We start from the raw sequence: 16,948 nt of genomic DNA, 5'->3' as shown, positions 1-16,948 counted from the left end.
TTCATTAGAACGAATGTTCATTTTATCTCATGAGCCTAAGATTATGTCAAGAATTTTTTTGGCACTGGTTTGGTTGGATAAGTATTATATTGCATTGAAACCATTAAACAAATTATCTTGATACATCCTGATAGAGATTGTATGTAGACAAGGCCATCTTCAATGTAACTGCCAGGCTCAGACCTGGTGTTTCATTTTAAGAAAACTTATGACTGACAAGAATTACCAAAGGCCGGTGGAAATTATCCACTGGCCTTTGAATTTATTTTATCATGAATTTATCGTTCACTTAACTTCTTTATACCCATTGTATCAATCAATTGATTGATATTTGTTGTTTTAAGATTCATGCCGCCTTCGGAAACCGGTAAAAGTACAATTTTTTTACCTTGCAGTGCTTCGGCAATTGCCAATTTCACAAGAGCTTCACCCCCGGTGCTTTCCATGGCTTTATTCATCTCCATGATACCCTTGGCTTCAGCAATACCTTCTGCCATGATTGCTTCTGCAAGAAGTTTTTGTCTTTCGTAATAAACATCTGCTTCTATTTTTGCCTTTTGATACACACCATCTACATCAGCAATCATACCGTTTACTTCACCCTTGGCTTCTTCAAGTTTTCTTTTGTACTCCTCAAGAGAAGCATGCTGGGCAGATTTGTTTTTTTCCACCAACTGGTCTGCTACTTTTTTATCCTCAATTGCCTGCTGGTATTTAGAATTAAATCGATAATCCTTTGTGAGAACTCTTTCCACTGTGATACCTAAAGGATTCAACATTTCCTTGAGAACTTCTTTTGCTTTATGGGCTTGTGAATCCCTTTTTGAAGCCACATAAAATTCTTCTGTGGTAAGCTCGCCAAAAATATCTCTGGGCTTGCTTCTTGCTATTGTGCGTACAATTTTATTCCTGAGACTTGCGTCATCCACAGCAACATTTTGCAAAATATAGGGTGCTTTTGAAGGATCAATTTTATATGCAATAATAACATCAAGGCTGATATCATTGCCATCTATGGTTTTAAATAAAAGATCATCCCGGGACTTTCTGTCCCCGCTTTTTGTATTGAATGTCATTTCAAGGTTCTGGAGTTTTGTATCAAATGTATGCCAGTCGTTAATGAACGGAAGAAAAAAATAAGTGGAGCCAGGTGCATAATATTTTTCTTCAACCCCTTTTTTTCCAAAGAATGAAAACTTTTTTGTTCTGATACCGACCTCAGTGCTGTCTGTTGAATGAGGGATACAACCTGAAAAAGTAATCAAACAGGTTAAACTGAAAATAATAATAAAAATAAGTTTTTTCATTATTTGTCTCCTTTTCTAACATCAAAAAGTTCAAGAGATTTGTTAAGATCAAGAGGGTTAACACCCCCGGAGCCGTCACTTGGCAATATAATCACGTCAAGACCTTTTAGAACTTCAGCCATTTTAAGCCCCACCATCCGTTCGGCCCCTTTTCCTTTTAACGCATCATTCTTAAGCCGTATTTTTTCTGCATCAGCAAGTTTTACAAGAAGATCGGCTTGGGCAACTTTTTTTCTATAATAAAGATCTTTTTCTGCCTTTTTTCTGGTTACATAAGCCTTTCCTTTTTCAAGCTCAACAATGACGATAACCTTTCCTTCCTGAACAATCCTGGTCAGTTTGGCATTTTCAACTGCAGCCCTTGCTTCGGCCTGATTTTTAAAGACCAGCTGGTCTTTTAACTTTTTTTCTTCAATATTTTTTTGAATTTCATCACTGTATTTAAAATATCTGACAAGAACATGGTCAACATGTATCCCTTTTGACTCAAGCTCCTCGTTCAGTTTTCTTTTGGCCATATTACTTTTTTCAACTCTCTTGGGGCTGTTAAAAAAATCTTCCGTGGTCAGCTGACCCAGAGAGTCTTTCAAAGTAGGCTCGGCTTTTGGGATGATACCATTATCCTCGAAAAGCTTTCCAGGGCCAATAATGGTGAATACTTTATAGGGATCAACAATTCGATAAATGATGGAGACATCCACAACTACAAAAAATCCGTCCGAGGTTTGTATATGTGCCGCTGGTTTTATTCTTGCGTATTGTGATGCTGTACTTTCATAATTGGTCAACTCAAGGACCTGAATATCCCTGGGCAGCTTATGCATCTGTTGCATGCCAAAGGGCAGCACAAGATGTAATCCGGTTTCATATACTTTCTTTTGAACCCCCCGGCCAATTCCGATTTTAACAACTTTGATACCGAATTCATTGGGCTTTACATATTCCAGCAATGAGCTGTATGCAACAACAATGATTACAAGCAACAACAGAAGTCCTCTGATTTTCCAGGAAAGTTTGAGCTTTATGTCAAACTTGGGTTGTTTGAATTTCGGCTTAAACAGAGTCTCAATTTTTGAGTCTCCGGCCTGATTTTCATTGTTTTCCATACTCGAGTCTCCTTTAATTAATGTTTTTATATGAAAGAACTTTTAACCTGCTGAAATCAAATGTCTTTCATTTTTTTGTTGTGGCAGAGTGTTCTGCCATGACCGTTATTGATTCTTTGTAATCAAATACGTCTAAAAAAATAATAAGCAAGAATATCGGCATAACCATACCGGGTATTCTTACAAGAAACAATAATTTATAAGACTGATCCTTTTTTCATTTGATGACTGCAATGGTAGTATCGCAAGAACTTTTAACCTGCTGGAATCAAATTCCTTACACGATTACTTAAGACGGATAGGGGCTAAAGAGATAGCCGGAGGTGAAGAATGGACCATGATGCCGTCACCGCTTGAAACTCAGAAATGGGCTGGTGCGGTTGACAATGTCGGCAGCAAGGTACTTGCCAGGGTATTGTCTGAAATGAAATACGGTGGGTGTGTGGCTGCCTGCGGGCTGGCAGGCGGATCTGATCTGCCGGCTACCGTAATGCCCTTTATCCTGAGGGGGGTGAGTCTGAGAGGGGTGGATTCTGTGTGGTGCCCGACTCCGAGGAGGATAGCCGCCTGGGAGAGGCTGGTAACTGATATTTCCGATGAAGCCCTGGCAAATATCAACAAAACAATTCCACTTGAAGATGTACCCAGGTATGCTAAAGAAATCCTGGCGGGTAATATTACAGGCCATATTGTGATCGACGTAAACGCATGATAAAAATGTTGAGGAATAAAAGATGTATCAGAAAACATATAAAAAAAGAGGGGTGGCTTATGGGTAAGATAGAAGCAGGCACTAAAATTTTGTGTCGCGTAAACAGGACGCTTGATAAGGGGGATTTTTCCATCCTGCATCAGCTCAACTGGTTTAATATGTCGGTTCACAGCAATTCGGAATATGCCGGGGGAACCTGGTTCAAAGAACGCTCACTGGCAGGCCCTATAATCTTTACCGTGGCTGACGGCCTGATTCATAATGCAGATAATATTGCCGAATTTCTGGCCGGGGACGGATATGAAATTTATGCTTATATTGGTGTGAACAATATGAAGATCACCTCTCCTGTGATGTTTGGGGACACCCTGAGGGCTGAAGCAGAGGTCGTTGAGCTTCGTCCGACCAAAAATCCGGAAAGGTTCTTGTTTGTTTACAAAAACAGGGCTTGCAACCAGCGTGATCAGCAGGTGATAGAATATCAAACAACAATGATGGTCACTAAAAAAGAGTAAGTTCGGATGTTTTATGGGAATTCGGATGAAGAGGATTGGTATAAGCATTATCCGCCGGCCATGGCCTGAAAAATATGCAGGGTTGCCCCATGGATCAACCGGTCTGTTGATTTGGCAATTGTTTTGTTCATGATGACAAGATAGTTGCTTGTATCCGGAATACCCAGATGAGCAAGTAGGTCGTTAACCCTTGCATCATCCGGAATATTCACATCCATACTCTTTAAAGAATCATACCCCGGAAAATTTTGACCCAGGGTGCCGAATAATTTAATCCTGATCTTCAATTGATATCATCCAGTTAAAAATTTAAAGCCGTGTCCATCTCTTCAGGACTGATTAAAACGACTTTATTGTGCGGTAAAAGCGGTTCTTTATAAAAGAATTCAGGTAATCGGTCATCCTCACTGGTTAATCCGGCCTTATGGTTAAATTCCAATTCTTGTTTTAACACCCTGACGCCAAGGGCCGGGATATCGTCCGGGTCGAGCTGGGCGCCGAATTTGGCATTCATGACATTTAAAAACGCCTCTGCTCCCTCCGGTGTGGTCAAGGCAAAGCTTGCCAGCAGGCACAGGCCTGTACAATCCAACGCTGCCATGGCAATCTGCGTGTTCCTGGATGCTTCGATCTGGCCTTCGGGTTTCAAGGGATCAAGGTTCCCGGCCATATATTCTCCCACGACATTCCCGGCAGTATGATCCGCTCCCATGGGGGAGGTGGCATAGGTAACCGCATTTCCCTGCATGCCCCGGGGGTCATAGGCGGCAATGCTTTGGCCCTTGACGGTGGGCACCCTGTGGTGATTGAAATGTTTGCCCACGGCATCCGGGCCGTTTCCCAGTATTTTTCCCAGTTCCGTACCCAGGCCGATCTGTTCGACTATGTCAATGGCGGCTTCTCCATCGCCAAACTTTATTTTTCCGGCATCCATGGCAACGCCTATGCCCACCCCCGTGTTCATGGTATCAACCCCCATATCATCACAAAGCCTGTCCAGCCGGGCAATGATATCCAGATCGTCAATGCCGGTCATTCCACCCATTGACCAGATGGTTTCATATTCAAGGGAAGAGGTGACAAACTCTCCCTTTTTATCTACAAATTCATTTGAACACCGGATAATGCATTGCGAACACCCTAAATGGGTATTGTTACCACCTCTTTTTTTATTCAGTTCGGCAAGTGCTTCCCCACTGATTTTTTCCCAGCCTTCCATCACGCCTGTTGTGGCATTGAGACTGGGGAAAGCCCCCATGGAATTGACAGGGGCTACCAGACCGGCTGTTCCCAGGGCAGGCAGCATCTGCCCGGTCAAGGGGTGGGCTTTGACAGCCCGGGCAAAGGCTTTTGCCGCTTCTTTAAAAGCCTGGGGGTCGGCAATGGCATCGGTTTTTTTTCCCTGGCTGTCAATGACAATCGCCTTTAATCTTTTTGCCCCCATCCCCGCTCCCATCCCGCCACGACCGGCTGCCCGGCAGGGGCGGCCATCCACATCCGAGGCCTGGATGGAGGCGGATGTCAATTGGTATTCACCTGCCGGGCCAATGACCAGAATCGAGGATTTTTCCCCGTAGGTTTTAAGCAGGGTTTGTGTGAGGGGATAGGTTCTCATCCCTTTATATTCATTTGCCGGGATGAGACTTGCCGTTCCCTGGTGGTCAATTCTTAAAATATACAATTCGTCATCATTTGCCTGGCCCTCAATGATAATGGCTGTAATGCCCAGATGTCCCAGGGCAGCGCCGGTGGTGCCTCCGGCGTTGCTTTCCTTTATGCCGCCTGTCAAAGGGCTTTTCGCGCCAATGGACACCCGGCTGGTATTGACCAGACTGGTTCCGCTCAAGACACCGGGTGCAATGATCAGTTTGTTGTCGGGCCCAAGGGGATCACATGTTGGTGGAACCTCCGCATTTATCATTGTTGAGGTAAGTCCTCTGCCGCCAAGCCCCAGGTATTGCTGTGGAACGTCATTCAAATTGATGGATTTTTCGGTCATGTTGACATTAATAAATTTCATATCTGTTCCCCTTTATTTGAGAATAAGTTGATTAAATGGTTTCGGCAGCCGCTGCCAGTTGTTTTTTTATCTGGAAAATATTTTTATCAGGGTGATGTTTCATCAATTGCGCTGCTTTTGCCGTAACATGGGCTACGGCAAAGCTGTTGCCCCGAAAGTTTTGTTCCTGGGGCATCCCGGGTATTGCTCTTGGCAGGCCATGGGCACCAAATTCAATTTTTGATTCAGGATGAAATACCATCTGGTCTTTGTCGCAGTCATGGTTCCAATACACACCAATAACGGTTTGAAAAAACGCGGGAAATATTCTGTCCTCAGGTCCCCTTGCCGAAGCCAGAATAAGTATATTCCTATCATGGGCTTTTTGGCACAAGGGCTTTAAATTCTGAGCAAGCGCTTCGTTTTCCACACCCAGACTCAGGTGGATGATCTTAAACGGTTTGTCTATGGCCCATTTCAGGGCCTCAATCAAACTTGAGGCTGATGCGGTAAGATCGCGGTGAAAAATTTTAATGGCATACAGGTCTGCAAAAGGGGCCTTTTGCCGGATAATGCCGCAAATTGCCGTGCCATGACCGATTTCGTCCTTAAAATCACGGGTTTTTTCAATTTGCCCCTTTGAATCGACCCCATACCCGTGTCCGCCGGAAACGGTCTGCACATGGAAATGGTGAGGGTTGACGCCGCTGTCAATAATCGCGATATCAGGATTCATGGGTCAACTCCTTTGCAGGTCCCTGGTATGAAATGCCGTTTTCATCCAGGATAATGATTTTATGGGCGTTTTCAATGGAAGATGCCCGATGGCTCACCAGAAGGATGGTTTTGTCTTTCATCAATTCCTTGAGCGTCTGTTTTATTTGGTTTTCCACCTTTACATCCAGAAAGGCAGTGGCTTCATCCATGATTAACACCTTTGGGTTGAGCAGTATGGCCCTGGCAATACTGAGCCGCTGCTTCTGGCCGCCTGAAAGCCGTGTGCCCCTGTCCCCGATCAGGGTGTCATATCCCCGGGGCAGCGATTGAATAAAATCGTCTATCTGGGCTGCTTCTGCTGCTTTTTCAATCTCTTCTTGGGAGGCTTCTGGTTTGAAAAACCGGATGTTTTCAAGTATGGAGGCGTGGAACAGAAAGGTTTCCTGGGACACCATGGCAACTTGTTTTCTAAACCAGGTTTTATCAAAGGTTTTAAAATCCTGCCCGGCCCAGGTGATGGTTCCGGCGTCAGGATTGAACAGCCTTAATAAAAGGTGGCACAGAGTGGTTTTGCCGACACCGCTTGGCCCCACCAGTGCTGTGGTTTTTCCTGAAGGAAGTGTAAAGGAGGTGTTGTTCAAAATCCGGGTGTTCTTGTCATAGGAAAAACCGACCCCATTCACACAGATATCCTGTTTCATCTGGGCTTTGGTCAGTATGGTGTCGCCGGTGTCATCAAAACAGGGGGGGATGTCCAAAATTTCTCTGACCCTTTTGATGGCGACCTTGGATTTTTGCAACGACAGAACACCGTCTAAAAGCCCCTGCAATGGACCAAAGACCCGTCCCTGGTAAACTGAAAACGCCACCAGGCTGCCAACGGTCAGCTGACCCTCCAGGACCTGCCATCCCCCGTATCCAAAAACAATCAGGGAGTTCACAATACCGAAGGCCGTGGACACGGAACCGGATACAGCACCAAGGACCTGGTATTTTAAAAGGAATGTCAGGACAGCCGACTGCTTGTCCTTTAATTTGTCCGATTCTGTTTTTTCCGCACCGAACGCCCGTATGACAGCGGTGTTGGAAAGAGACTCAAACAAGAAATGAGCAATATCGGCATTGCTTTTGGCAACATCATTGGAAAGGCTGAACAGTCTGGGTTTAAGCTTTTGCACAATGATCACGGCAAAGGGCAGAAACACCAGGCTCATCAAGGCCATTTTCCAGTTCAGGCTGAACAGGATGACGCCTGAAATCAGGCAGGTTAAAAAGTCAAACACATACCGGGGAAGGATGTCCGTGACCAGGGCCTGGATGTCTGCCATATCCGATGCAATCCTTGAATAGATATCCCCTAATTTTTTTTTAGAGAAAAACGTCAGGGATATTTTTTGAAGATGATCAAACAGGTCTTCTCTCATTAAAAAAAGAATTTTCGCAGAATATCTTGTATAGATATAGCCGTTACCCACCCTGATCCCGAAGCTGATGATGAGAAGGGCAATCAGGGCAGCCAGGATGGAAAATAAAAATTGCGGCTGGTTGCCAAGAAAGACCCGGTCAATGAGAATCTTGGCAAAATAGGGCTGTACCATCCCCAGCACGGTACTGATGGTGCTCAAGAAAAGGGAAAAAATCAACACCTGTTTGTGAGGGGCAAGATAGGCCCCCAGATATCTGATCTGGCTGAAAAATGGTTTTTCTTGCTCAGGCTTCTCTAAAGTAGCACATGTATCCACTGTCGCAGTATTCAGGGGTTTGGCGCAGATCTCTTGCATAATCTTTTATCCTGTTGTTTTGGGTATGATTCCTGGTTTTATCCCGCACAGCCTTGACCATCTGCAGGCTTCCCATCTTTCTATGAAACGAGGCTTCCCTCCCCACGATTTTTACAGCCGTCACTCCCCAGTCCCTGAAATGACCGAATCCGCAAAGACTGCAGGGGCCATTGGGAAGACCGTCTTTTTGAAAGCTTGATCCGCAGTTGTTCTGAAACCAGAGAAATTCTTTGTAATGCGTCATGCAGTCGTCCAGGTTTTTGGAAAAAGACCGGTTTTTTTTTAAGGGGCCGGTTTTTAAGGAGCCAACTTTTAAGGGACCGGTTTTTAAAGAGCTGGAGGCTTCGATTTCCCAGTCCGTAAGGCAGAACGCACCCAATGTATGACTGGTCTGGCAGAACCCTTCTTCAAAATAGCACCCGTCATTTAAGGCAAACACTTCAAATTCCATTTTATCCGCATTTGCTTGAACAATGGATTTGATTTCCGGCAGTGTTAACTGGCGCGGCAGGATGATCCTGTCGACGCCAAGAGAACGGTAAAAGTCGATTGAATGAGAATTAAAGCAACTTCCCAGGCTGGACAGATGAATCCGGACCGGCAGTTTTTCTTTTGAAAGCGCTATCAAAAGATTTAAATCCGATACAATCAAGGCATCCACACAAGCCTGGTTCACAATTTGATCACACAGGTTTAAAATACAGGCAATGCCTTTTTCAGGGTAAAAGGAGGCATTCAAGGTGATGCTTACCTTGACGGATTTGTTGTGAGCTGCGGTTGTGATTTTTTCCAGGTCTTCCCATGACGATAGATTTGCCTGTTGGGGACTCCTGCGGTTCATCCATAACCCCTTCCCGAAGATCTCATCCCATTCAGGAGTCCGAAGGCCGCAATACAGCTCGTCCGCGCCGTTGTGCAGGAGCATGTCAAGTTCTGAGACATTGCTTATGGGCGTGATAATTTTCATAGAAGTCCTCCCTGATAAACCAGACGTAATCCATGGTGCCGGGCATTTTCAAACAAAGACCTGAGCATGGCAGGGGTGTACTGATAAAAGATGGTATTGCCGTTCTGAAACAGTTTAAAGGCAAGATTTGAATGTTTCAGTAAAAGACTTTGCGTGGCGCATGGAGACGAACATTTGCCCGCGAGTCTGAACCGATTGCCGGGGGTCTGGTTCAACCCGGCGGTAAAACAGACCCTGCCCGTGGTGACATATCCAAAAGGAAAATATACCGCTGTCTTGAGTCTGGACGGGGTGACAAATCCAGGGTCTGCATAGGGCAGAAGATCCTGTTCAAGCCGGTGAACGCCAAGATTTTCCGCCAGAACCTGAAGGTTTTCGTGGCGAAATGAGCAGTCGTTTAAAAGTCCTCCCATTTCTTCTGAAGCTGCAAAATCTTTATCTTTGAGCCGGGGATCTTTAAATCCCCTGTTGAAAAGTCTGCCCATGGAGAGTTGAAAATTTGGATATTGTTTTTTCAGGAAAAACAACACCCCTAAATCATTGACCACCACCTCGGCTTCTGGGTTCCATTGGTTTAATCTGTCAAACAACGGCGTGCAGTGTTCAATCCCCTGGTCTGTCAGAACCGGTGTTAAAAGGGTGAGAGATAGATTTTTTTGTTCTGTAAACCCGCACAAACAAGACAGTTCCTGCGGGGTCGGCAACCGGGTCGGGCAAAATTCATCTCCCACATAAATACGGTCTAAAGAGGACCGGGCCTCATCCCAATAAAGGTCTTCCGAACTTGTTTCTGCGTAAATGGTGTTAAGTTCCTGCATAAAACCATGGGGAAAATCCTTTACACTGTTCCTTGTCATGTGCCATGCCACTTTCATGCTCACCCCCTTTTTTCTCTTGAATCAACCGGCCTGGTTTTCCCGGGCGCTTACTTTTTCAAAAAACTTCTGCCCTTTTCTCATCTCATGGTTATGGCAGTCCTTGCAGGGTTGGGAGGCAACGTTCTTGATCAGTTTGTTGTGGATTCTGACCTGATCGCTTTCTTTATGGTTTTCCACATTCTTGCAGCTGAAACATCGGCTGTTGGGCACATGGCTCCAATATCCTGGTTCCTTTCCTTCGTCCAGGAACAACGGCTCTTCCTTGGGTTTAATGGGCTCATTGGGATCTCTTTTGAAATGTTCCACAGACAGCCTGAGTGCGGATTTATTCATGTCCATCCATCCCTTGAATCCTTTGTCAAAATGGCATCCTGCACAATTTCCATGATTTTTAGCCGTGCCGGATGCTTTCCAGTTTTCAATGGGCGCTTTCATTTCATGACAGACCACACAGGTTTTATCCTGAAAATACACAACGGACAATTCGTGGGCACCGAACCCGACAACAGGAATCGTCGCCAGCAGTATGATCAGGATTATTTTTTTGCTTTGTTTTAAGTGTTTGATAATATTCATAGTCTTATTCCAATCTTTTTAGAGTGCCTTGTCACGGTTTATATGAAAGAACTTATAACCAGTTGTAATCAAAACTCTTTCATTTTTTGTTGTGGCAGCTCAATCTGCCATGGCCGTTAATGCGTCGGTATTTTAATGCTCTTTTGCAGGCCGGGACATTCCAGGAAACCGTTTGTTTATTATCCATTATCCATGAACGGTTCCCGGAATGTTCTTCAAGCTGATCTTGCATCACAGGGCTTGGTGCCGTGTTAAAATGCGCTATTTTTTGTTGAAGCAGGTCATATACTCTCCGTCTGCCATGAGCGGAATGACGCTTAACAGTTCAAGTGTTTTTGTATCATACACACTGATATCCGGCCCGGCAGGACCGACATAAATCTTTTTGCCGTCCGATGTCAGGGCAACCGTGTAATTGGTGCCTGTTTTCAAAGGTACGGCCTTGACGGTCTCGCCGGTTGCCATATCCACTTTTATCAGCTCATCCATAACCGCATAGATGAATTTTTTATCCGGCGACAATATGCTGGAGTAGGCAAACCAGACATCTTTTCCCCGAAGAAGACTCAATTTGCCGGTATTTTTATCAATGATAAAGTACCCCAGTCCCTGTGCGTCATAATAGGGGTTTACAAAAATGCCATGATCTCCGGGGCTGCCGGGCTGCCAGACCACCAGGGAATTTCTCATGTCCTCGGGTTTTTTAGTGTTTAAAAGCCCCATCATCTGTTCTGTTTTGCCGGTTTTAAGGTTGATTTTGAGGATATCCAGACCTACCAGAACCAGATGGTCCGGGTCATTGATAAGGGTGATGGGTGAAGAGAAACTGGCAGGGATAGGATAATTTTTTACCATTTTTCTGCCGGCAATATCATACGCCACAAGCTGGGGCGGCAGAACATTGAGCTTGGGAATATTCTGTTTTTTCTTTGTAATGGAACAGCACATGTAGAGCTTTTTTCCGTCATTGGAAACCGTTATCCCGAATACGGACACCTTGCTCAATTCCGAGGAAAAAGAAAGGGTGTCTATCAATTTGTCAGTGGCCGTGTCAATGACATATACAGACTGTACGGCATTCAAATAGTATCGTTTGCCGTCCGGAGAAAACGCTGCTGAAAGAATCGTGTCATTGTACGGTATGGTTTTGATGATGGTGTCGGTGTCACAATCAATAATCTGCAGGCCATTTGAAATGGGTGCATAAATAAAATCCTTTGCCCAGGCCCCCTGGGAAACCAAGGTCATCAGGATAAAGGTGATGATGGATATCAGTGCAATCTTGCTTTTATTCGGCCTCATTGGTGGTATCTCCTTTTTATCGTTTGATCACAAAATTCAAATTTCTCCAATCCTTCTCAATGGCCTGGCATTGATTCTGGAAATCAGGAAAATTGGTGACGCTGTCAGGTGTCTGGGCCGGCCACCAGCAGGACCCGGAGCAGGCAGTAAAGTCTCTTGCGCTGGACAGGCAGTTGCTCATGGGGGTTTCCGCACGCGGGTTTGTTTCCCAGCCCGTATCAAAAATCGTGGTGCATCCGATGGGCATACCTGTCATGATATTGTCATCGGCCATGCCTTTGACCTCATGTTCAATTTTTTTTGCTTTTTTATTAATGGGTTTGAGATCTTTTTTTTTCATTTATTTCTCCTTATTAAATCCTGGCTTTTGTTAAAAAGTTTTCTGCGAAGAGACAGGATTAAAAAATGTAAACAAGCCGCAGATATGTCCAGGAGCCTTTTGTGAAAGCTTCAGACTCTACGTCATGCATGTAGCGCAAATTGACCATGAGATTTTCCTGCAGTGCGTAGCCCAGGTTAAAGCCCAGTTTTAAATTTTCTCCCTGGGTGCCGTCAAGGGAGACGCCCTCGGATTCAATATCGTCAAAATCTTTCCACCAGGCAGCCTGAACCCCGACACGAAACTTTTCCGTAACCGCATAGGCAACCGCCGCCTCAAGCTCAATCGCATCCGAGACATCGGCACCAGCAGCATCCTCGTCTTTTTGCCAGTAATTTAAGCAGACATCCAGGGAATATGGGCCGGGATACCAGCCAAAGGCGACCTGGTGTTGAAACCACCAGGAATCATTGCTGACGTCATCGGAACCGGTAGGGGTATAGGCAAATTCCCAGAAAGAGAGAAACAGCTGGTCTTCGAAATTTTCATACAGGAAGATAAACGGGCCGACCACTAAATCTCCCACACCCGTTGCAGTGTCTGCACCATCGGTGGCAATATCCAGAAACGGGACAACGGCATTGACCCCCCAGGTTTTTCCCCATACTTTTCCCGCAAAATAAACGGGTCTGAATGCGGCATAGGCAACATCGACGCCGATATCCACTGTGGTGCCGTCTTCGGTTTCATATTCCGGCAGATGCTGATAGCCAAAATAGTTGATAAGGACTTTGGTGCCCACGGGCGCGGAACTATTGTCCAGAGGGTCTAATACATCTGCCTGACAGATGGTACTGATTACCATAAAAAATAAAATGCTGCATAAACACGTTAATCGTTTTTTCATTAAATTGCTCCTGCAAACCGTTAAGAGTTTATCCGTTCTTTTTACCCGATCAAACCAGCGGGTTAAACAAGGGTTCATGCCCTCTGAGCATGGAAAGTTTATCCAGAAAAGAGGGGGCTTGTTTCATCAATCTGCCATACACATTCAGCCCTGTGGCAATCCAGGTTTTAATCCATTGACAATAATGCAGATTGGGCAACAATAGATCACCTTCCCTGATTTTTGCCTCGTGGTAACACCCCCCTGCACAGATGGAGGCGGCCCAGCATCCTTTGCAGTCGCTTTTTTTGTCCAGTCCCGCGTCCAGCCTGAATGTTCCAAGCTTTTCCCGGTCAAGGCCGTCAAAGATATCCCCCATCCGGGCGGAATCATCATGGGTCAGTCTCTGGCACAGGAAAAGACCGCCTTTGGGATCAACTGAAAACATGCCGATACCTGCGCCGCAAGGGTATTGTTTTACTTCCCCCTCATGCAGTGTTACCAGCAGGTCAACCAGATTGGTGAACCCCAGGAATTCATCTTTCAGGGCAAGGTTTATGAATGTCTCGGACAGGTGTACAAATTGTTCAAGTAAGGACGTCATCTGGTGGGCATCCAGTTGAAAATCCGTATCCATGGTCGTGACCGGTGCAAACCCGACTTCTGAAAATCCAAGACCCAGAAGATGGTAAAGGGTTCTTGAAATATCCTTTGCGTCTTTTGCCAGCGTTACCCTGGCCACCACAGGTTTCGGGTTTTCTTTGCCGAGAAATTTTTTTATTTTCGGCAGGATGACTTTATAGGAGGGAGAACCGTCAGGAAACTGCCTGAAACGATCATGCACCGCTTCAAGCCCATCCAGGCTGACCGTGGTGCCGATTTTGTTTTCATTCAGGAAGTGTATGGCTTTATCCGTTAAAAGCGTGCCATTGGTTGTCATGGCATATTCGATGGTTTTAGCGTTTTCCCGTGCTTTTTCATTTGCATAGGTGACGGTTTTGGAAATGAGGTTTAAATTGAGCAGGGGTTCTCCCCCGAAAAAGACCAGAACAAGCTCCTCAAGTCCCCTTGAATGCTCAAATAAAAAATCAACTGCTTTTTTTGCCACCTTAAACTCCATTGACAAATCCGGTGTTTTGTTCAAACCCAATGATTTGTTTGTGTTTTCGGGATTGTGATAGCAATAATGGCATCCCAGGTTGCAGGCTTCCGTCACATGAAGCACCAGTGTTTTTAAGGGAATCTCAGGAAAATGTTGCAAGGGTTTGTTTTCAGGCAGTTCTTGTGGCGCCAGAACCCGGTTCTTTGCAAGATCGTTCCATAAGCTGTCTTTATCGCTCCGGGTTCCTTTTAAAATGGAATAAACGTCTTGTTTTGTGAACGTGCGCTGACTGATGTCATGATTAAGAACGGCCTGTGTTTCAGATCCGGTTTCAATTTCAAATATGGAACCGGTCTGTGTCATAAAAACAAACTCATTCCCATTGGCCTGAAATCTTTTATGGTCGGCAATTTTCATCATTTCCATGACGTATCCTATTTCAAGTGAGTTATATAATCCGGGACCGTCACGGCAAGGCGGACCCTGTCCGTAAGTTGTCTGCCCTGGTCTTCAAACATTGCATTTACGGCAATGAGGCCAACACCTTCTCTGTTCTGTTTTCTTGTCTTTATGGGACCATAGGTTGTTGTCGGGGTGTAAAGTCCGTTGATTAACGGTACATTCAGATATGCCATATCATCATCGTCTTCACGGGTTTTTTCTTCTTCCAGTTCCCATCGGGCGGTTACAGGGTCCAGAACCAGGTCATCCGAGGTTCCTTGTTTCCCATCCGCACCAAAATTGATTCCCCTGGCAACAAACTGAACGCCCTGGGGAGGATATGCGGCACCGCTGCTGACCCGTGCCCGTCCGATTTTGGGCGATACGCTGATGGCATCTATCTTGTCAAAAATCTTGAGACCCTTGAAATTCAATTTTTTAACGCTTACATCGGCCAGGCCGGTGGCGGCACCGGCTGCCACAATGACATTGCAGACCAGTTCCGAAGAATTTGTTTTTACGAGGCTTGTTACGGTGATGTTGGGATCTGAAAATCGAACGTCGGTTTTTGAAATATTTTCAGAAAGCCCAACCCCCACCAGTGTCAATGTCTGTTCCGTGCCGGGAAGCACCCTTAATGACTGTGGGAATGCAGCTATAATTTTTGGCGCACTGTCGGCTTTATAAAATGCTTCATTGCCATAGGCATTTGAATCCTGAACAACCGTCCACCATTTTCCCTTAAATCCCATTGTGTCGGCATTAAGATCAAACACGCCTTCGACTCTTCCGGTAAGAGGCGTAGGCGCCAGTGCATATCTTAAATGATACTCACTGAAAAGGGTGCCTTCACCCTTTGTGGAAATATTGAGGCCGCTTTTGTATTGAATCTTTTTTTCAATGAAATATTCGTCTTCACCCTTGGCCGGGTTGGGCTCAATGGTATAAACTCCTTGATAATATCCCATACCGGGCTGATATCCCGCCACATTCCACTGCCCTGTCAGATCCTGGTCTTTTCTGTTTTTAAGCCATTTTTTATACTCCGGGGTGTCAAAGGCAAATAATTTGGACAGGGGTTCATTCAGCGCTTCGGATTCCTTGTACCAGTCCATTTCACGCATCTGGGGAATGACGGTAGGATAGTATCCAAGATGAAGGTTCCTGTTTTCATTCCATTGATCTTTTGTCATTTTGTGGGATGCGATCTTGCCAAAGGTATGGCATCTGACACAGGCCGTATAAATCCTTGTTTCCAGGTCATTTTTCGGAATTTCCCGGTATTGGCTGTTCTCATCACTGTTTAAATACGCAACGGCATCGGATTCTTCCGGGGTAAGGCAAAGGGTTTTACTCAACTCCTTTATGACGGGGTAGAACTCTTCGTCTTCCAGGGGCGCACTGTTCAGGCGGATCATCCGGTCGACCACGACTTTCCATTCTTCCGTCGATTTTCTTGTCTCTTCAATCACTTCAAGGCGGCCTTTGGTATCCGGCTTATGGCAGGCGGCACATTTTTGCCTGACCATGGAAGTGTCCCCAAATAAGACATCTCCATAGACGGTAGATCCTGCAAGTGGATAAATACCCAGCAGGATGAACATCGTACTTAATCGAATTAATTTTCTCATGAATCCTTTCTCCTTAAGATTAAAACGTATTAAAGTTTATCAAAGACCCGATCCAGATCTTTATTGAGCATGCCTGAAAAAGGGTAATTACAAGTTGTATGCCATCTTGATGAAATAGATGATGCAGGAGGTGGAAGACTTTTTGGCAAGTTGCTGAAAATATGGAAAATAGATCATGTGATTTTGTTTGTGCAAAATTCGGTTAAGACTTGTTTCTATAAAATTCAAAGGGTTTTAATTGTGTTTCTTGAACAGGATGCGGGAAAAGTCCATATTTTTGGATTTTTAAGTCCCCTTTAAAAAAAACAGACAAAAAAATGTGTTGCCGGATATTCCCGGCAACACATCGAAACACAGGCAATTCAAGCTGAATCAAAGAGGTGTCCAAAAATTTGGACAGGGTTCATCTTTTTGATTTATAAAAGCATTGTCCGCAAAAACGTCCAAGGTATTAATGGCTCAAAACCTTGAAGAAATTCGGAAAGAAAAATCCCGACTTTTTCCAAGATTAAAATCAGTACGGTACGGTAGGCATCAAGCTTCATCGGGTGCCTTCAAAGAAGCTTTTAATAATGGAAAGGGATTTATTCTATTTCGGATAGCGCTTGAGCAAAAAAAACGGACATTTATTCTTTACAATTATTTTATTTGTTTATACAAGTCCTAATCAGCTGATTGCAATATCGTGGGATATTGTTTGAATACGCTT

Annotated in this window: 16 protein-coding genes; 2 read left to right on the top strand and 14 right to left on the bottom strand. The window is 44.9% G+C overall.

Annotated features, from left to right (window positions below):
- Positions 1–278: 278 nt before the first annotated feature.
- Both BLT94_RS13815 and BLT94_RS13810 read right to left on the bottom strand, forming a co-directional pair.
- A complete protein-coding gene (locus BLT94_RS13815) occupies positions 279–1,307 on the bottom strand; it encodes an SPFH domain-containing protein (RefSeq protein ID WP_092235241.1) in 1,029 nt (342 codons plus the stop codon).
- Complete coding sequence (locus BLT94_RS13810) at positions 1,307–2,413, bottom strand: SPFH domain-containing protein (RefSeq protein WP_092235238.1); 1,107 nt, start codon at positions 2,411–2,413, stop codon at positions 1,307–1,309. The genes BLT94_RS13815 and BLT94_RS13810 overlap by 1 nt, the downstream gene beginning before the upstream one ends.
- A gap of 337 nt (positions 2,414–2,750) precedes the next feature.
- On the opposite strand from BLT94_RS13810, the gene BLT94_RS13805 reads away from it, so the two are divergent.
- Positions 2,751–3,125 (top strand): MDR/zinc-dependent alcohol dehydrogenase-like family protein, encoded by a 375-nt coding sequence (locus tag BLT94_RS13805; RefSeq protein WP_245743126.1) that lies wholly within the window; start codon positions 2,751–2,753, stop codon positions 3,123–3,125.
- Between the two features lie 59 nt (positions 3,126–3,184).
- Complete coding sequence (locus BLT94_RS13800) at positions 3,185–3,640, top strand: hotdog family protein (RefSeq protein ID WP_092235600.1); 456 nt, start codon at positions 3,185–3,187, stop codon at positions 3,638–3,640.
- 47 nt (positions 3,641–3,687) lie between these two features.
- On the opposite strand, the gene BLT94_RS13795 is transcribed toward BLT94_RS13800, so the two are convergent.
- The 12 genes from BLT94_RS13795 to peaA all read right to left on the bottom strand — a co-directional run bounded on the left by BLT94_RS13795 (position 3,688) and on the right by peaA (position 16,239).
- Positions 3,688–3,927 carry a MoaD/ThiS family protein gene (locus BLT94_RS13795; RefSeq protein WP_092235236.1) on the bottom strand — a complete coding sequence of 80 codons (240 nt, stop codon included), beginning with the start codon at positions 3,925–3,927 and terminating at the stop codon, positions 3,688–3,690.
- Positions 3,928–3,941: 14 nt separating this feature from the next.
- Positions 3,942–5,660: an aldehyde ferredoxin oxidoreductase C-terminal domain-containing protein gene (locus BLT94_RS13790; RefSeq protein WP_092235234.1), complete on the bottom strand. Its 1,719-nt coding sequence runs from the start codon at positions 5,658–5,660 to the stop codon at positions 3,942–3,944.
- A 31-nt stretch (positions 5,661–5,691) separates the two neighbouring features.
- Positions 5,692–6,375, bottom strand: coding sequence for a S8 family serine peptidase (locus BLT94_RS13785; RefSeq protein ID WP_092235231.1), 684 nt, complete (start codon positions 6,373–6,375; stop codon positions 5,692–5,694).
- On the bottom strand, positions 6,365–8,137 hold the full coding sequence (locus tag BLT94_RS13780; RefSeq protein WP_092235228.1) for an ABC transporter ATP-binding protein: 1,773 nt from the start codon (positions 8,135–8,137) through the stop codon (positions 6,365–6,367). Before BLT94_RS13780 ends, BLT94_RS13785 begins: the two co-directional genes overlap by 11 nt.
- On the bottom strand, positions 8,067–9,104 hold the full coding sequence (locus tag BLT94_RS13775; protein WP_092235225.1) for a U32 family peptidase: 1,038 nt from the start codon (positions 9,102–9,104) through the stop codon (positions 8,067–8,069). Before BLT94_RS13775 ends, BLT94_RS13780 begins: the two co-directional genes overlap by 71 nt.
- A complete protein-coding gene (locus BLT94_RS13770) occupies positions 9,101–9,979 on the bottom strand; it encodes a hypothetical protein (RefSeq protein WP_092235223.1) in 879 nt (292 codons plus the stop codon). Before BLT94_RS13770 ends, BLT94_RS13775 begins: the two co-directional genes overlap by 4 nt.
- Positions 9,980–10,003: 24 nt before the next feature.
- On the bottom strand, positions 10,004–10,558 hold the full coding sequence (locus BLT94_RS13765) for a NapC/NirT family cytochrome c (protein WP_092235221.1): 555 nt from the start codon (positions 10,556–10,558) through the stop codon (positions 10,004–10,006).
- 261 nt (positions 10,559–10,819) lie between these two features.
- Positions 10,820–11,860, bottom strand: coding sequence for a hypothetical protein (locus BLT94_RS13760; protein WP_092235218.1), 1,041 nt, complete (start codon positions 11,858–11,860; stop codon positions 10,820–10,822).
- A 16-nt stretch (positions 11,861–11,876) separates the two neighbouring features.
- Positions 11,877–12,200 carry a quinohemoprotein amine dehydrogenase subunit gamma gene (gene qhpC, locus BLT94_RS13755; RefSeq protein WP_014956164.1) on the bottom strand — a complete coding sequence of 108 codons (324 nt, stop codon included), beginning with the start codon at positions 12,198–12,200 and terminating at the stop codon, positions 11,877–11,879.
- Positions 12,201–12,258: 58 nt separating this feature from the next.
- Positions 12,259–13,086, bottom strand: a complete 828-nt coding sequence (locus BLT94_RS13750) for a transporter (RefSeq protein WP_175530359.1) — start codon at positions 13,084–13,086, stop codon at positions 12,259–12,261.
- Positions 13,087–13,135: 49 nt separating this feature from the next.
- A complete protein-coding gene (locus BLT94_RS13745; RefSeq protein WP_092235213.1) occupies positions 13,136–14,593 on the bottom strand; it encodes a radical SAM/SPASM domain-containing protein in 1,458 nt (485 codons plus the stop codon).
- Positions 14,594–14,601: 8 nt separating this feature from the next.
- Complete coding sequence (gene peaA / locus BLT94_RS13740; RefSeq protein WP_092235210.1) at positions 14,602–16,239, bottom strand: quinohemoprotein amine dehydrogenase subunit alpha; 1,638 nt, start codon at positions 16,237–16,239, stop codon at positions 14,602–14,604.
- Between the last annotated feature and the right edge of the window lie 709 nt (positions 16,240–16,948).

Source organism: Desulfobacula phenolica (assembly GCF_900105645.1).
Taxonomy (GTDB): Bacteria; Desulfobacterota; Desulfobacteria; order Desulfobacterales; family Desulfobacteraceae; genus Desulfobacula; species Desulfobacula toluolica.
This window is presented reverse-complemented; position numbering and strand designations above follow the sequence as displayed.

What these genes read in the sequence shown, in the direction of transcription:
- BLT94_RS13785 (WP_092235231.1), bottom strand. Translation starts at nt 6,375, where the DNA reads ATGAATCCTGATATCGCGATTATTGACAGCGGCGTCAACCCTCACCAT.
- BLT94_RS13805 (WP_245743126.1), top strand. Translation starts at nt 2,751, where the DNA reads ATGATGCCGTCACCGCTTGAAACTCAGAAATGGGCTGGTGCGGTTGAC.
- BLT94_RS13750 (WP_175530359.1), bottom strand. Translation starts at nt 13,086, where the DNA reads ATGAAAAAACGATTAACGTGTTTATGCAGCATTTTATTTTTTATGGTA.
- BLT94_RS13815 (WP_092235241.1), bottom strand. Translation starts at nt 1,307, where the DNA reads ATGAAAAAACTTATTTTTATTATTATTTTCAGTTTAACCTGTTTGATT.
- BLT94_RS13745 (WP_092235213.1), bottom strand. Translation starts at nt 14,593, where the DNA reads ATGGAAATGATGAAAATTGCCGACCATAAAAGATTTCAGGCCAATGGG.
- BLT94_RS13800 (WP_092235600.1), top strand. Translation starts at nt 3,185, where the DNA reads ATGGGTAAGATAGAAGCAGGCACTAAAATTTTGTGTCGCGTAAACAGG.
- qhpC (WP_014956164.1), bottom strand. Translation starts at nt 12,200, where the DNA reads ATGAAAAAAAAAGATCTCAAACCCATTAATAAAAAAGCAAAAAAAATT.
- BLT94_RS13760 (WP_092235218.1), bottom strand. Translation starts at nt 11,860, where the DNA reads ATGAGGCCGAATAAAAGCAAGATTGCACTGATATCCATCATCACCTTT.
- BLT94_RS13790 (WP_092235234.1), bottom strand. Translation starts at nt 5,660, where the DNA reads ATGAAATTTATTAATGTCAACATGACCGAAAAATCCATCAATTTGAAT.
- BLT94_RS13810 (WP_092235238.1), bottom strand. Translation starts at nt 2,413, where the DNA reads ATGGAAAACAATGAAAATCAGGCCGGAGACTCAAAAATTGAGACTCTG.
- BLT94_RS13765 (WP_092235221.1), bottom strand. Translation starts at nt 10,558, where the DNA reads ATGAATATTATCAAACACTTAAAACAAAGCAAAAAAATAATCCTGATC.
- peaA (WP_092235210.1), bottom strand. Translation starts at nt 16,239, where the DNA reads ATGAGAAAATTAATTCGATTAAGTACGATGTTCATCCTGCTGGGTATT.
- BLT94_RS13780 (WP_092235228.1), bottom strand. Translation starts at nt 8,137, where the DNA reads ATGCAAGAGATCTGCGCCAAACCCCTGAATACTGCGACAGTGGATACA.
- BLT94_RS13775 (WP_092235225.1), bottom strand. Translation starts at nt 9,104, where the DNA reads ATGAAAATTATCACGCCCATAAGCAATGTCTCAGAACTTGACATGCTC.
- BLT94_RS13770 (WP_092235223.1), bottom strand. Translation starts at nt 9,979, where the DNA reads ATGAAAGTGGCATGGCACATGACAAGGAACAGTGTAAAGGATTTTCCC.